We start from the raw sequence: 15629 nt of genomic DNA on the forward strand, positions 1-15629 counted from the left end.
TTTAGGGGAGCGAATCCGTACATGTCCAAAGCAGATAATATGCTCTCCATTTTGTGGCTGTTGAAGACTGGCAAGCGAATGACAGCCAAGCAATTGGCAGAGATTCTCGAGATTAATATTCGCACCGTTTATCGCTATATCGACTCACTGTGTGCGAGCGGTGTACCCATCATTTCCGATGCCGGACACAATGGCGGCTACAGTTTACTTCAGCATTTCAATGAAGCTCCGTTGTTTTTCGACCTCAACGAGCAAAAAGCCCTGATTCATGCAGCGGCTTTTGCCCAAGAGGCCGGGTATCCCTTCGGAGCAGATTTACACCGGGCCATTTCCAAGCTAAAACGTTACACAAATGAAGAGCAGCGTGACGCGATAGACCGGCATAGTATCGGCTTTGAGGTGATCCAGCCTCCTGTTGATCCTTCTCTCGAATCTACCCTACAGGAACTGGAGCTGTCTGTTGCCAATGGATACACCCTTTCGATGGAGTATCAGAAAGCCTACCAGACAACGAGACAGAGGCGTCATATCGATCCATACGGGCTCGTTTATTGGAAGGGAAACTGGTATATCGTTGCCTATTGTCATCTCCGTAGTACCATTCGCAGCTTTCGTGCAGATCGTGTCTATGAGATCCAACGTACAGAAGCCAGCTTTCAACGCCCTCCTGAATTTTCTGCGCGCCATTTTTTTCTCTCGAATTTACTACCGGAAGCAGACAAGCAGGGAAGCACTATTTTGATCAAAATCAAAGGAAGAACACAGTCACTCGCTGATTTGTGCAGGCATTGGTATCTCGGACATACTGTGATTGAACGCAGCGAGACACAGGTGATTTTTCAAGTAGATGAGCAAATGGCCCATTCGATCCTTCCTCACTATCTGTTGCCATACGGAAAATCCATTCAAGTTGAAGAGCCAGCTTTTGTAAAAGAGCGGTTGGCTGCCATCGCTGCCGATTTATTTCATTTTTATCAGTCGACATGATTTCACTGACCATTTCTGTCAGTAGAGTTGATTTATATTGAAAGCAAAGAAGAGATGGAAAAAGGAAATGGAGGCAGATTGATTATGAAGCATGAAGCATTGCGTTTGTACGAGTATCATGTATGGGCAAATGAAAAGGTATTCGAGCGGTTGCAGGAGGTACCAGAGGAAGTAAGTGAGCAACAGGTTCCGAGTGTGTTCCCGACCATCACCCAGACATTGGCTCACATTCTCAAAACGGATTATGTTTGGTTGTTGGCAATGAAGGGGGAGAGCTACGAAGAGGTAGGACCAAAAGTAGCGGTTCTCTTGCAGGAATTAAAAGGGAAGAACGTACACGAGCTGCGAAAGCTGTTTGCCGAATCAGCCCAGCAATTCAGAGATTTCTTCGGGCAAATCTCGATGGAAGACACCGCGCCTTATAGGCACCCGGCATTGGGCACGGTTCATGCTCGCTATGCCGACATCGTCCAGCACGTCGCCAACCACGGCACCTATCACCGAGGCAATATCTCCGCCATGCTCAGACAAATGGGTCACGCGGGAGCTTCCTCCGATTACATTTTTTATTTGTTTGAAACTTCTGCGGTAGAACAATAGAGGTTTTTTCTTTCCATCAACTAACGAAAAAACAAGCAGCTTGTAAGAGGGAACAGGAGAAAACAGCGAAGATCTTAGTGACATTGACTAAGACTCCCCCAGCGGGTGGCCCTAGAAGCTGAGTCGTTTTCTCCTGTTCCCTCTCCTCCACTACAGCCACGCAAACTGCTTGTTTTTTAAGGATTCATCGTCCGAGCAATCCGCAACTCGAGCCCGTTCAAGAACTGACTAAGGTTGGGCTTTCGTTCTCCGATGATACTTTCATTAGGCTTGCCAGGTTCGAAAATTACGTCGTTGTTTTTAGCGACCTCGCTCAAGTAATCCTTGACGATACGCCCTGTTTTCGTAGCCTCATATTTCGTGACAAAGTTCTGATACTCTTCCTTGACAGGCGGGGGCAGCTTCATTGTTGCTTCGTCAATGGCATCATAACGATAATCAGACAAGTATGCTTTGAGATAGTCGATGTAGAGTGTACGGAGCTTCACTGCACGTGGGCTGCTGCGATAGTTGACCAAATACTCTTCGACTTCAACCATTCTGGGGCCGAGCTCGGCTCGCGTGATTTGCAACCCGCCGTCACCCAAATACGGTTTGCCCGTTTCCGTTTCTTGAATGGACAAGTAGTCCTTCCCTTCCTCATCGAGCGAAGCAGCATATTTTTGCAGTGCTTTGTAATCCACTTGCCAGTAGAAGGACATGTCGTTCGTTGCCTTTAAAATGAGTCCGCCCTCTGTTTGATTGAGGAGCCAATGCTTGAAGCTGTCATCGACTTCTAGCCTGTTGAAATCATATGGGTATTGCAGGGCGTACAGCTTATCGGCATTTCCCGGCTGGCCGAGGAGTGCCTTGAAGTTATCGTTTATCGTAGGCAGATGTTTTTCATAATACTGATCAAGTGCAAAAAATAATTGATCGGCAGTTTTCGTGTCCGTTTTCGCCAGATGCTGATCCAAAAAGGCAGTTAGCTCATTCGCTTCCTTGGCTTGCGCAGCTAGTACGGTGAACTGCTTAAGCAAATCATCCGTTGGCTTTTCGCCTTTTGTTGCATCAGCAGGAGACTTCCCTGTGTTTTCCGTTGCAGGTGGGGTAGGGTCTTTTACCGTCAGTTGATCAGAGGCTAAGGTGCACCCTGTCACAAAAGTAATCGCGACGAGGCTAGAGACAAAAGGGAGAACATATCGTTTCATATCTTCATTTTCACTCCGTAATGTTGAATGGTTTCAGTTGATAAATTGTTGTAAATACTTGGGGCGGGCCGAAAATCGAAAGAGCGAGCCGCTGTCCATCGGGCGACCAGGATAGCTGCGATGCAATAGGCGTCCTTGACACTTTTCGCAAAGCCTCCCCGCCAGCTGCTGCTACTTCTACTTGGAATCCCTCGCGCACAAGCGCATAAGCAATGGCAATGACGATTGTCTGCTCGTCATCCGCGACGACAGCCTTGCATTCCACGGACACTTCCTCCCATCGGTTCCCTTTCTATTGGTACGTACCATACCACGTTCAAGTTATCGTTTCAAATCGATCAAATATTCCTGATAGGAAGCAAGCACGACATTTGATATACTTTCTCTATTAATGATAATGAGAATGATTATCAATTTTACATAGAGGATTGGACAGAGGTGAGAACATGAACGAAACACAAGCCTTGGTTCAACAATTCACAGAGAAGACCATGGCAGAAACCATTTTTAAGCTGCGTGACATTACATGGCTTAAAGCACAAGGACATGACCGACTACGCCAACAATTCACTCATTCGCATATTTTGCTGGTCGTAACCGGGGGACGAGGGCGTCTGCGGCTGGAGAACGAGGAGTACCAATTGCGGCAAGACGCGATTTATGTATGTCCTCCCATGCTTACGTTTGGCATCGTCCCTGATTCGGCTGATCATTTGGAAATGTACATGCTCCGTTTTGATGTCTTTATGGAAACGAGAGACAGGCATCGGAGGTTCCAAGCCCTTCGGGAAAAGGATCTGTTTCCTTTTCGGGGAGAGATCTCTGTCCAATCGGCAGGGCAGCTTCCTGTCTATTGTGATTTGATCCAGAATCTGTGGAAGCAGGAGACGGCACTTGAGCGTTTTCGAGGTCAACACACTTTTCAAGAGCTGTGGTACCACATCGTCAAGCATGCTCACTTCTCGGCCACAGATTCTGGAATGGCGCTGGAGCGGGCACGCGCACATATGGAAGAGCATTACTCGGAAAATGTGACGATTGAACAGCTGGCTCGCATCGCAGAGGTGAGTCCAAAATATTTCGTCGACCTGTTCAAAAAAACGTATGGCATCTCAGCTATGGACTATTTGGCAGAGCTTCGCATCAGCCGGGCGAAGCAGATGATGGTGCAGTCGCATGCCAAGCTGCGCGATATCGCTCATCAAGTGGGCTACAACGACGAATTTTACTTTAGTCGAAAATTCAAGAAAGCTGTCGGAGTTTCTCCGACTCTCTATATGAAAAGTCGCCAACGAAAAATTGCGGCGTACGGCTCGACCATCATCGGGCATTTGCTGGCTTTGAAAATGATTCCTTACGCGGCGCCACTGCACCCGAAATGGACGGCATACTATCATCACAGCTATCGAAACGATATCCCGGTACATCTGAGCGCCTTTCGAATTAATCAGAATTGGAAAGCCAACATCGAATTGCTTCGCGATGCCAAGCCGGACGTTATCATTGGCTTGGACGAGACGAGTTTGCAGGAACAGAATCAGCTGAACGAGATTGCGCCCACCTTGTATGTACCGTTTGAAGAGCGGGGATGGAAAGAACAACTACAGCTTATGGCCGACTTTTTAGGTGAGTCCGTGGAAGCCCATCATTGGCTTTGCGAGTATGAGAAAAAAGTGAAGAGGGCTCGGGCTAAGCTTCAACACGTTCTAGGCGATGAAACGGTGCTCATCGTGCGGGTTTTGAAAAACCAGCTCTATGTCCACTGCAATCGCAGTATGAATGAAGTGTTTTATCAGGATCTGCAAGTAAAACCTGCTTTTGTCTCAGAGCAGAAGGAGTACGACCAGCCAGTGACCGTACAGGAATTGGTTGCGCTCGCGCCAGATCGCTTGCTGCTGTTGGTTTGCCAAGAAGCTGAAACTCTGGCATGCTTCCAAGCCTTGAAAGAATCTGGACCATGGCAAGAGATCGAAGCAGTCCGCAACAATCGGGCGCATGTCATTATGTCGGACCCTTGGCGAGAATACTCGGCAACAGCTCATGAACGGATCGTGGAGGAGAGTGTGAGATTATTTTCAGGAGATCGTCCATGTTGATTCTGGATTTCGTCCATGGTCGGGCATGAGTGGATGCTTTATAATCACGAATGATAATCGTTATCACTTGCGTGGAGTGAAACATTACATTTCTGAGAGGGGTCTTTCAAGAATGAAAAAGATATACCTAGGCTTTAGCATCGCAGCGCTGACATTGGCTCTGACAGCGTGCGGCGGAGGAAAAGAAGCAACGACTAACACGACTACTCCAGCGCCTGCGACAACAGCTACAGCAGAAAAGCCGGCCGATGAAGCGAATAAAGCAGAGACACGCACGATTAAATATTTGGATAAAGAATACACCATTCCTAGCAAGACAGAGAGAATTGTCATTGCAGGCAGCATGGAGTCTATGGAAGATTCCCTTGTATTGAACGTAAACCCTGTAGGAGCGATATCTGTCGGCGGCAAATTCCCAGAGATGTTTGCACCAATTACGGGCGAAGCCAAATCCATCGGGGAAAAAATGCAACCGAATCTGGAAACCATCTTGTCCTTGAAACCGGACGTTATTATGGGCAGCAGCAAGTTCCCGCCAGAAGTGGTGGAGAAATTGAGCAAAATTGCGCCTACCTTCCCAGTTTCCCACATTTCGACCAACTGGGAAGCGAATCTCCAGCTCTTGGGTGAGCTGACCGGCAAACAAGCGGACGCAGAAAAAGCGCTCCAAGCGTACAAAGCAGAGGCAGAAGCAGCCAAAGCGAAGCTGGGTGAGAGCTTGAAGGATAAAAAAGTACTCGCGATTCGTCTGCGTCAAGGCAACATCAACATCTATCCGGATAAGGTATTCTTCAATCCGGTTCTGTACGCAGACCTTGGTTTAACTGCTCCTGCAGAAGTAAAAGCGGCGAAAGCGCAAGAAATCATCTCGATGGAAAAATTCAGCCAGATCAACCCGGACTATTTATTCGTCCAGTTCTCCCTGGATGAGAATAAGGACAATCCGAAAGCATTGGAAGATTTGCAGAACAACCCGATTTGGAAGAGCGTGAATGCAGTGAAAAACGGCAATGTTTACGTAAACGTGGTTGATCCTCTCGCACAAGGCGGTACTGCTTGGAGTAAAACACAATTCCTGAAGGCGGCTGTAGAAAAATTGTCTGCCAAGTAAAAGTGGGCGAGGGTAGGCTATGCAATCCAAAAAAGCAACTTCCATGATCATACTAGCTGTTTCGCCAGTGGTGATCCTGCTTACAATCTTGCTTTCCATTCATTACGGGGCCAAGTCGATTGATGCCGGGACCATTTATCAAGCTTTCTTTGCCTTTGATGAAGGGAATGTCGATCATCAAATTGTCATGCACTCTCGCTTGCCGAGAGTCTTGGGCGCACTCATGATCGGAGCATTTTTAGCGATATCAGGAGCGCTGATGCAGGGGATGACGAGGAATTACCTCGCGTCCCCCTCTATTATGGGCGTGTCTGACGGCTCGGTCTTTGCTGTTACGCTGTGCATGGTTTTCATTCCATCCGCTACGAGTGTCACGATGATTACCATGTCCCTGATCGGTTCAGCACTTGCTGTTGCGATGGTTCTCGCTTTTTCCCGACTATTGCCAAACGGCTTGACGCCAGTAGGGATGGCGGTTATCGGTACGATCACGGGCACCTTTTTAAGCAGCATTTCAGCCGCGATCTCTACTTATTTTCAAGTCTCGCAAAACGTCAGCTTTTGGTACAATGCGAGGCTGCATCTCTTGGAGCCTGAGCTGGTGAAGCTGGCGGTTCCTTTTGCCATAGTCGGTATTGTCCTCGCACTTCTTTTGTCCAAATCAATTACGATCTTGTCCTTGGGCGACGAAGTATCTCGCGGTCTTGGACAAAGAACCGTGATGGTCAAAGTGCTGGCAACCGCAGCTGTTGTTATTCTGACAGGCATTTCAGTAGCGTTGGCAGGAAAAATCGCCTTTGTCGGGCTGATTATTCCGCATATAACCCGCTTTTTGGTAGGTCTCGATTATCGATGGATCATTCCATGTGCAGGATTACTGGGCGGCATTTTCCTGGGCTTGTCTGACGTTCTCAGCCGATTTATGAACAGTCCATTTGAGACCCCAATCGGTGTGGTAACGGCTTTTATTGGCGTTCCGTTCTTCCTCTATTTGATTTACAAGAGAGGAGGGGGAAAGCATGCCTGATCGAAAGGCTAGATTTCGTTTGCTGTTACTCGTCAACATCACCTTGATTTTGCTGGCGATTTATATCAGTCTGACCAACGGTGTATTTGACATGACGGTGTTGGATGTCATCCAGACATTATTGCGTATTGATCCTGTAGCGGAATACGATTTGGTTATTTTCGATTTTCGCCTGCCGCGGATCGTTATTGCGGCATTGGTCGGCTTTGGCTTAGGGGTCGCTGGTACCGTCATTCAGGGGATCACCCGTAACGGGCTGGCTGATCCGGGGATTTTGGGCATTAATGCTGGAGCAGGAGCCGCTATCGTCACTTTTATGTTTTTCTTCGGTGGACAATTCATGAATGCGAGCTGGTATTCCATCATAGCTATGCCTTTGTTCGGTTTGACAGGCGGATTGCTTGCGGCTGGACTGATTTATCTATTCGCCTGGCGTAACGGGGCGCTTGACCCGCAACGACTGATTCTGGTGGGGATCGCGATTGGCTCCGGATTGGGTGCGGTGTCGCTGTATCTCTCGTTAAAAATGAATCCCAACGATTTTGAAATGGCAACCGTATGGCTCTCAGGCAGTATTTGGAGTGCCAACTGGACGCATATTGCGGGGATGCTGCCATGGCTAGTCATACTCATTCCTGTTTTGATGCGCAAGGTGCATATTCTCGATTTGCTTCAACTGAGCGAGGAATCCGTCAAGAATCTGGGGGTGTCCGTGGAAAAGGAGCGCAATATACTCCTGCTGTCGAGTATCGGGATCGTGAGCGCGTGTGTCTCGGTTTCCGGAGGCATCGGATTCGTCGGCTTGATGGCACCGCATATTGCGAAGCGTTTGACGGGAATCCAGCACAGGTATGTTCTTCCCCTGGCAGGGACAATCGGGATGCTCATGGTCGTGGCAGCGGACTTTATCGGCAAAACTGTGTTCACCCCCCTTGAACTGCCAGTGGGTATCGTCATTTCGATTATCGGTGTGCCGTATTTCTTCTATCTACTAAGTAGAAGAAAAAAATAAAGAGGGGACGTGCAAATTGTGAAGGGACAATTGTTTGCAGACGTATGCCATCACCGAGCACTGCTCGTATATTTGCCGCCATCCTATGACAAGAGTACGTCCCGTTTTCCCGTCATGTATGTCCATGATGGCGGTGACTTGTTTGATCCTGCGTTCAGTACTGCACTCGATGTAATCGAAGATAAGTTTGCAGAGGGGAAAATTCCTGAGCTGATTCTCGTCGGCATCCAACCAGGAAACCGCAGGGATGACTATACGCCTTGGTTCTCCAAAGCGATCTCGCCTGAGCGCAACATTGATTTTGGCGGGCAAGGAGATGTGTATCTTTCATACGTTGCCAAAGAATGCAAGGCGTATATCGACAGCAAGTACAGGACAGACCCTAAGCCGGAAAAAACAGGCATCATCGGATTTTCGCTTGGTGGCTTGATCTCGATGTACGCTGGGCACCAATATCCGGATGTTTTCACGAAAATCGGCAGCATCTCGGGATCGTATTGGTATGAAGGCATGGTTCAGTTTATGCGGGAAAAGAAAATGTACCATCCCGAACTGCGCATCTACATGGATGTTGGCAGTAAGGAAGGTGCTAAAAAACAAAACATCCAGAAGCAAATGGTCCCGCTGACAAAAGAAGCGCATCAGATATTGGCTGATAGCGGCTTCACAGCAGATCAGCTCGCCCTGTTCATTGACGAAGGGGCGGATCATTTGAGCAAATATGCAAACGCCAGATTTCCGGGGGCGTTGCAATGGCTCTGGAATGAGAAGGAGGAGACAGAAATGGAACTTGCCAAATTGATTAAAGAGCGTCGCTCCATTCATCGCTTTACAGATCGTGAGGTAGATCCTGCACTGGTTACTGAACTGATGGATACAGCCGTGTGGGCGCCGAATTATCACATGACACAACCGTGGCGCTTTATCGTGACGTACGGGGAAGGCAAGAGAAGAATCGCCGAGGCCGTGCGGATCATGAAGGAGAAGCGGGAGATTGATCCGGCGAAAAAGAAAGAAGTCGGCGAGAAGTTTTACAATAAAATCATGGCGATTCCGATGCTGATGACGGTCATCATGGAAGAAAGTCCAAACCTGATTACCCGGCAAGACGATTTCGCTTCGACCAGCATTGTCATCCATAACTTTAGCTTGCTGGCGTGGGAAAAAGGCATCGGTTTGACGTGGGAGACGTACCCGTGGATTCACGAGCCGGAATTCCGAGAAGCGATGGGCATTCGACCAGGAGAAAAAGTGCTGGGGAACCTGCATATCGGTTATCCAGCCGCGATCCCTGGCGCACAGCCGCGCATTCCAGCAGCAGAGCGCATCACACTTGTCGACAAAGCATAGGACAAGATCTTGTGAATTTTTCTTGTCACAGGATTACTTTTTGTGGTACTCTTGGGTCATTCTACAAGAAAGGGTGACCATTAAGCCAATGTTCTGCTAACTCCTATTTCCACAAAACTAATCGGATAAAACGATGCGTTTTTGGATAGGGGTAGTATGTGCATATTGGCGAATAGATGGTAGATCCTTTTTAGACTCACTAAGGGTTTCTATGTCTTTTTGACGATAATATGCGTAGCCTCCTGTCCAGATCGCAATGGATAAGGAGGCTTTTTTATGTCAAATGTTTTGAAAAACCGCTATGTCAGGGCTATTTTGTTATCAGCATTTCTGTTGCAAATCGGGGTATGGGTGCGCAACATGGCGATTCTGCTATTTGTGATGGATCATACAGGAGAGGATCCGTTCGCGGTATCCATGATTTCTGTGGCAGAGTATGCGCCAATCTTTCTGTTTTCCTTTCTAGCCGGTACGTTTGCCGATCGCTGGCAACCGAGAAAAACGATGGTCTGGTGTGAGCTGCTCAGTGCTCTGTCGGTTGTCGGAGTGCTGCTTACCTTTGTTTACGGCTCGTGGAAGGCCATCTTTTTTGCCACACTCATATCAGCTATTCTCTCTCAGTTTTCTCAACCGTCTGGAATGAAGCTGTTCAAGCTGCATGTACCTGGTGAACAGCTCCAGGTGGGAATGTCCGCGTACCAGACTATTTTCGCGATCTTCATGGTATTTGGTCCGATTGTCGGTACGTTTGTGTTCCAGCAATGGGGGATGGAGATTGCCATGGTCATCACGGCGGTTGCGTTCCTATCTGCGGCCGGTGTCCTGTATTTGTTGCCGCCTGATCGTGTCGAGAAAGGAGAGCAGCAAGAAACGGCACTGCTTGGGGAAATGGTCAGCGGGATTCGTTATGTGTTCTCCAGTCGGGTATTGTCGATGCTTGGCTTTTGCTTTTTGGCTGTAGGTTTCTCATTGGGATTGATTCAGCCGCTTGGGATTTTTATCGTGACCGAACAACTGCAATTGCCGAAAGAAAGCTTGCAATGGTTAATTACCGCCCAAGGTTTGGGGATGATTGCTGGAGGGGCCATGACGATGGCAGCTGCCAAAACGATTCCACCGCAAAAGCTATTGGTCACGGGACTTCTTGGAAATGCGGTCGCAGTAGCAGTTTGCGGGATGTCCACGAATCTGTGGCTGACGCTTGTTGCCCAGTTCATCGCGGGATTGCTCTTGCCCTCCATTCAAATTGGGATCAACACCATGCTGCTTAAAAACACCGAGAGTACCTTTATCGGTCGGGTGAATGGAATACTGACCCCGTTGTTTACAGGCTCTATGGTCGTCATGATGAGTATTACGGGGGCATTGAAGCTGTACCTACCGCTCGCAGTTATATACGGGATCGCTGCATTCCTGATGATCATTGGTCTCAGCTTTATTTTGCGGCTTTATCGTATGAGGGAAGGAAACGTGGTGCAAAGTACAGAACAGACTGGTATATGAGCGTTTGGAAGCAAAAGGAGGCTTGTACCAGATGGTGCACGAACAGATTTCTTCTATGGAAGGTTTGAAGATGGTAGCTGCTGTTCGCGAGCTGGCGATGCAGTTGCCAGAAGTAACGGAGCAGGTAGACGCTTTTGGACATACATCGTTTCGCGTAAACGACAAGCCGTTTGTCATTTTGGGAGAGGGGGGCACTGAAGGCCCCTCCCTTTCTGTGAAGGTACTGAAGACGACCCAAGAGATTTTGCTTACGCAGGAGCATTTTTACAAGACGCCGTACATCGGTCATCACGGCTGGGTTTCGATCCTGGACAAAAACGTGACGAGCTATGGTGAAATGGAGGATTACATACGGGAAGGCTATATGTGCGCAGCTCCCAAGCGATTGGTCAAGCAATTACAACACCTCCTCTGATCGTTGCTGTATAATTTTGGCGTAACGAGTAGTGAGCGAGGGTTCGACGCAGCAGCATTGAGACAAAGGGGGAGCCGGTTTTGGATTGGAATCTCCAGCAGATGAGCAAATTGCTTGAGGTCGTATTTGAAAATGCCCATGAACCGATGATCGTAACGGACAAGGACGGAAAAATACTCTTATTGAATCGGAGCTATCGGGAATTTCTTAATGTACAGGACGTGATCGGACAGCCAGTGACGGATGTCATCGAAAACACCCGGATGCATATTGTCGGTCAGGCTGGCGTTGCCGAGATCGCCGACATTCAGCAAATAAAAGGTCAGAACATGATTGCGCATCGCATCCCAATCATGGACGAAGGAAAAGTGATTGCGGTTCTGGGAACGGTGCTGTTCCAGGATGTGCAAGAGCTCACTGCCTTGGCTGCGATGGTTGCTCAGCTGAAGGACGAATTGACCTATTATAAGAAAGAGCTGCGGCGGCGGATGGGGGCGACCTATCACTTTGACCAAATCGTTGGATACAGCCAGAAGCTGCAGGAGCTTAAAAAGTTTTCTCAGAAAGTTGCGAAAAGCGATTCGACTGTGCTCATCACGGGTGAAAGTGGGACGGGCAAGGAGCTGTTTGCCCACGCTATTCATGCCGAGAGCAAGCGTAAAATGGGGCCATTCATTCGGGTGAATTGTGCGGCTATTCCGGATTCTTTGCTCGAATCAGAGCTGTTTGGCTATGAAGAAGGTGCGTTTACCGGAGCTGTTCGCCGCGGAAAAAAAGGAAAGTTTGAGCTGGCCAACCACGGAACCATTTTGTTGGATGAGATCGGGGACATGCCGTTGCCGCTGCAAGCCAAGCTGCTGCGTGTATTGCAGGAAAAAGAAGTCGAGCGGGTAGGTGCTGTACGGACGACGCCAATCGATGTGCGGGTGATCGCTTCCACGAATTCGGACATGCTTCAAAGCATCAAGGAAGGAAAGTTTCGGGCCGACCTCTATTATCGGTTGAATGTCGTGTCACTCTCGATCCCTCCGTTGCGCGAGCGTCTGGAGGATTTGCCGGAGCTGGTTTCGAATCTGCTCAAACAGCTTGGCGAGTCCACTGGCGTTACGGTTAGAGCCATTGATGAAGAGGTATGGAACGTACTTCGGGGCTACTCCTGGCCAGGCAATGTACGGGAGTTGAAAAACGTGCTGGAACGAGCCCTTCATCTAATGGAAGACGATGTCCTGAAAAAAGAGCATATTTGGCTGCCAGTATCTGACGAAGGGACACTCGCATCCTTGGCGGTTCCAACTTATGCCGTTCGACCTTTGAAACAAGTCTTGGAAGAGGCTGAGCAGGAAGCGCTTCGCCAAGCGATGCAGCAAGCAGGGGGGAACAAGCTTACCGCCGCCAAGCTGTTGCAAATCAGCAAGTCCAGCTTTTACGAAAAGTGGGAGAAATACCAGTAGCACGAGGCGTGTATAAGTCGGGGATGTGGCGTTTTGCCAGGTTCGCGGCTTTTTTATCTATAGGAACATGTTTTGCTAGATTCCGGTTTTCTGGAATAGAGCAAGATGACCTCCCGCAAAAAAACGAGTAGCCTTCCTTGAGCTGATTCCCTGAAAAGTGGGCGGATTTTTTGCTAGATTCCATAAAACCGGACGAAAAATTCCGGAAATCCGGAAAATTTGCAAGCGCTATCATTTGCTTGCCAACAGTCCGGGCACGATGAAGGGGTATGGTTGAACGATTTTCCTGAAATCGGTTGAGGTTGGCATGGTCCATGCAAATGAGTTAGGCTTGAAAGCGTTTTCCTCAAATGAATCGACACAATTTCCTCTGTAAGCGGAGGAGAAAATTGAAAGGAGAATTCTATGATCATCGAAGTGTTATCCATCTTGATCTCGCTCGGTCTCCTGATGTTTTTTGCGTATCGGGGCTATCCTGTTATCGTATTTGCCCCTATTTTTACGCTGCTGGCTGTTGTCCTTTCCGGGATCTCTCTGTTGCCGAGCTACACCGAAACCTTTATGACGAACGCAGCAAACTATGTGAAATCATTCTTCCCTATTTTCTTACTGGGTGCCATTTTCGGAAAAGTCATGGAGTTGAGCGGTGCTGCCTCGTCCATTGCCCACACGATTGTGAAGGCACTTGGTTCCAATCGTGCGATTTTGGCTGTCGTTCTGGCATGTTCGATTTTGACGTATGGCGGGGTTTCCCTGTTCGTTGTGGCATTTGCGGTGTATCCGTTTGCCGCTGCGATCTTCCGTGAAGCCAATATTCCGAAGCGACTCATTCCAGGAACGATTGCGCTCGGTGCTTTTACGTATACGATGGACGCCTTGCCAGGTACACCACAAATTCAAAACATTATTCCTACGACTTATTTTGGTACGGATGCTTATGCTGCTCCTGTTGTTGGAACGATTGGCGCCATTATGGTTTTCATTGGCGGGATGCTATGGCTGGAGCGCAGACGCAAGCAAGCTGTCTCTGCTGGGGAAGGTTACGGCGAGGGACATACGAATGAACCAGAATTGATCAAAAATGAATCCTACATGAACATCTGGGTCGCGATTCTCCCGTTGGCATTGGTGCTCGTGGGTAACTATTTGTTCAGCAGAGGGATTTGGACAGTAGAGACGTGGTACGATCCGGCGATTCTCAAAGAATCATTTAAGATCGAAAAAGTGAAAAACGTCGTATCTTCTTGGGCGCTGATTATTTCGCTCTGTCTCGGAATTATTGCCGCGCTTTTAATCAATGTGGGGCAAGTCAAAAACAAGCTGGCTAGTGGTTTGACTGCTGCCGCGATGGGCTCTCTCTTGGCGATCTTCAATACGGCTTCCGAAGTTGGATTTGGAAACGTTGTGAAAACATTGCCGGGCTTCAAGCTCATTCAAGGCTGGATTATGGGAGCAAGTGATCATCCGTTGGTTTCTGAGGCACTGGCTGTAAACGTACTGGCAGGTGTGACAGGTTCAGCGTCTGGCGGTATGTCGATCGCGCTGGAGGTAATGGGCAAGCAATATTTGGAGATGGCGAATGCTGCGGGAATCAGTCCTGAGTTGCTGCACCGTATTGCCTCGATGTCTTCCGGGGGTATGGACACATTGCCGCACAACGGAGCGGTCATTACGCTTCTCGCTATTACTGGTTTGACTCATCGTCAATCGTACAAAGATATTTTCGCGATTACGGTTTTGAAAACGGTTGTCGTGTTCATTCTGGCATTTGCGGTGTCTATTTTCTAATTTTCATGAGAGATCAGCCAATTTACAGACAGAGAAAATGAGGAGCAGGAGAGGAGATAGCAGGGTATGGAGAAATTGTTGGAGCAACAGGTGGCAGTAATAACAGGGGCTGCGAGCGGAATTGGATTGGAGATTGCCCGTACGTTTGCCGAGGAAGGGGCGAAAGTCGTCATATTGGACTTGAATGGGGAATCAGCGGAAGCAGCAGCAGCCCAATTGCAAAAGGAAGGTCACGAAGCAATCAGCTTTGGCTGTAATGTCACCGACGAGGGACAGATGCAGGAGTGCATCCAGCAGACAGTCCAAGTTTTTGGCAGACTCGATATCTTAGTGAATAATGCCGGATTGCAATTTGTCTCTCCAATAGAAGAGTTTCCGACTGCAAAATTTGAACAAATGCTCAGCATTATGCTGACAGCGCCTTTTGTGGCGATTAAACACGCGTTCCCCATTATGAAGCAACAAGGTCATGGCCGTATCATCAATATGGCTTCGATCAACGGCCTGATTGGCTTTGCGGGGAAGGCAGCGTACAACAGCGCCAAGCACGGAGTCATCGGGCTTACCAAGGTTGCAGCCCTGGAAGGTGCAGCGGCTGGTATTACGGTAAATGCCATTTGTCCGGGGTATGTCGATACGCCGCTGGTACAAAACCAATTAGCGGATTTGGCTAAGACAAGAAATGTACCGTTAGAAAAGGTGATGGAAGAAGTCATCTATCCGCTGGTGCCGCAGAAGCGGCTGCTGCAAGTAAAGGAAGTAGCGAACTACGCTGCCTTTTTAGCTAGCAAGAAAGCGTCAGGTGTCACGGGTCAGGCTGTCGTCATTGATGGCGGTTATACAGCGCAGTAAACCTGTTAAAGTCCCTATTTTTATAGGGGCTTTTTTATTTTCGTTATCTTTTTTAAAAAACTAGCAAAAAAGATCTTGTATTCTTTTTTTAGATGTGATAGATTATTCCTTGTCGCCAAGAACGACGACAAAATACGAGAAAAGAAAACGAGATTCGATAAAAAAACTTATTGACTCGCAAACAACGAACGTGATAAGATATAAAACGTTCGACAAAAAAATGCTCTTTGAAAACTGAACAGCGAAA

14 protein-coding genes are annotated in these 15629 nt (G+C 48.3%); 12 read left to right on the plus strand and 2 right to left on the minus strand.

Features of this window, described 5'->3' with window-relative positions; translation table 11 throughout:
- The first annotated feature begins 21 nt into the window (after nucleotides 1-21).
- Both C7R94_RS17760 and C7R94_RS17765 read left to right on the plus strand, forming a co-directional pair.
- Nucleotides 22-987, plus strand: coding sequence for a helix-turn-helix transcriptional regulator (locus C7R94_RS17760; RefSeq protein WP_106783360.1), 966 nt, complete (start codon nucleotides 22-24; stop codon nucleotides 985-987).
- An 84-nt stretch (nucleotides 988-1071) separates the two neighbouring features.
- On the plus strand, nucleotides 1072-1587 hold the full coding sequence (locus C7R94_RS17765; protein ID WP_106783362.1) for a DinB family protein: 516 nt from the start codon (nucleotides 1072-1074) through the stop codon (nucleotides 1585-1587).
- 176 nt (nucleotides 1588-1763) lie between these two features.
- On the opposite strand, the gene C7R94_RS17770 is transcribed toward C7R94_RS17765, so the two are convergent.
- Together C7R94_RS17770 and C7R94_RS30335 are read right to left on the minus strand one after the other, a co-directional pair.
- On the minus strand, nucleotides 1764-2777 hold the full coding sequence (locus C7R94_RS17770) for a hypothetical protein (RefSeq protein ID WP_106783364.1): 1014 nt from the start codon (nucleotides 2775-2777) through the stop codon (nucleotides 1764-1766).
- 10 nt (nucleotides 2778-2787) lie between these two features.
- Nucleotides 2788-3042: a response regulator gene (locus C7R94_RS30335; RefSeq protein ID WP_199197944.1), complete on the minus strand. Its 255-nt coding sequence runs from the start codon at nucleotides 3040-3042 to the stop codon at nucleotides 2788-2790.
- A 181-nt stretch (nucleotides 3043-3223) separates the two neighbouring features.
- Between C7R94_RS30335 and C7R94_RS17780 the strand changes: the two genes are divergently transcribed.
- From C7R94_RS17780 to C7R94_RS17825, 10 genes are all read left to right on the plus strand, one after another.
- Complete coding sequence (locus C7R94_RS17780) at nucleotides 3224-4873, plus strand: AraC family transcriptional regulator (protein WP_106783367.1); 1650 nt, start codon at nucleotides 3224-3226, stop codon at nucleotides 4871-4873.
- A 112-nt stretch (nucleotides 4874-4985) separates the two neighbouring features.
- Nucleotides 4986-5984 carry an ABC transporter substrate-binding protein gene (locus C7R94_RS17785; protein ID WP_106783370.1) on the plus strand — a complete coding sequence of 333 codons (999 nt, stop codon included), beginning with the start codon at nucleotides 4986-4988 and terminating at the stop codon, nucleotides 5982-5984.
- Between the two features lie 19 nt (nucleotides 5985-6003).
- On the plus strand, nucleotides 6004-7011 hold the full coding sequence (locus tag C7R94_RS17790; RefSeq protein WP_106783372.1) for a FecCD family ABC transporter permease: 1008 nt from the start codon (nucleotides 6004-6006) through the stop codon (nucleotides 7009-7011).
- A complete protein-coding gene (locus tag C7R94_RS17795) occupies nucleotides 7004-8023 on the plus strand; it encodes a FecCD family ABC transporter permease (protein ID WP_106783374.1) in 1020 nt (339 codons plus the stop codon). The genes C7R94_RS17790 and C7R94_RS17795 overlap by 8 nt, the downstream gene beginning before the upstream one ends.
- Nucleotides 8024-8041: 18 nt before the next feature.
- The gene (locus tag C7R94_RS17800; protein ID WP_233220591.1) at nucleotides 8042-9373 is read left to right on the plus strand and encodes an alpha/beta hydrolase-fold protein; all 1332 of its coding nucleotides are present in this window, start codon (nucleotides 8042-8044) and stop codon (nucleotides 9371-9373) included.
- Nucleotides 9374-9649: 276 nt separating this feature from the next.
- The gene (locus C7R94_RS17805; RefSeq protein WP_106783378.1) at nucleotides 9650-10876 is read left to right on the plus strand and encodes an MFS transporter; all 1227 of its coding nucleotides are present in this window, start codon (nucleotides 9650-9652) and stop codon (nucleotides 10874-10876) included.
- 31 nt (nucleotides 10877-10907) lie between these two features.
- Nucleotides 10908-11291, plus strand: a complete 384-nt coding sequence (locus C7R94_RS17810; protein ID WP_106783379.1) for an MmcQ/YjbR family DNA-binding protein — start codon at nucleotides 10908-10910, stop codon at nucleotides 11289-11291.
- A gap of 80 nt (nucleotides 11292-11371) precedes the next feature.
- Nucleotides 11372-12742, plus strand: a complete 1371-nt coding sequence (locus tag C7R94_RS17815; protein ID WP_106783380.1) for a sigma-54 interaction domain-containing protein — start codon at nucleotides 11372-11374, stop codon at nucleotides 12740-12742.
- Nucleotides 12743-13147: 405 nt separating this feature from the next.
- Nucleotides 13148-14530 carry a GntP family permease gene (locus C7R94_RS17820; protein ID WP_106783381.1) on the plus strand — a complete coding sequence of 461 codons (1383 nt, stop codon included), beginning with the start codon at nucleotides 13148-13150 and terminating at the stop codon, nucleotides 14528-14530.
- Between the two features lie 66 nt (nucleotides 14531-14596).
- Nucleotides 14597-15382 carry a 3-hydroxybutyrate dehydrogenase gene (locus tag C7R94_RS17825; RefSeq protein ID WP_106783383.1) on the plus strand — a complete coding sequence of 262 codons (786 nt, stop codon included), beginning with the start codon at nucleotides 14597-14599 and terminating at the stop codon, nucleotides 15380-15382.
- Nucleotides 15383-15629 lie beyond the last annotated feature (247 nt).

This window comes from Brevibacillus sp. NRRL NRS-603, from assembly GCF_003013445.1.
Lineage (GTDB): Bacteria > Bacillota > Bacilli > Brevibacillales > Brevibacillaceae > Brevibacillus > Brevibacillus formosus.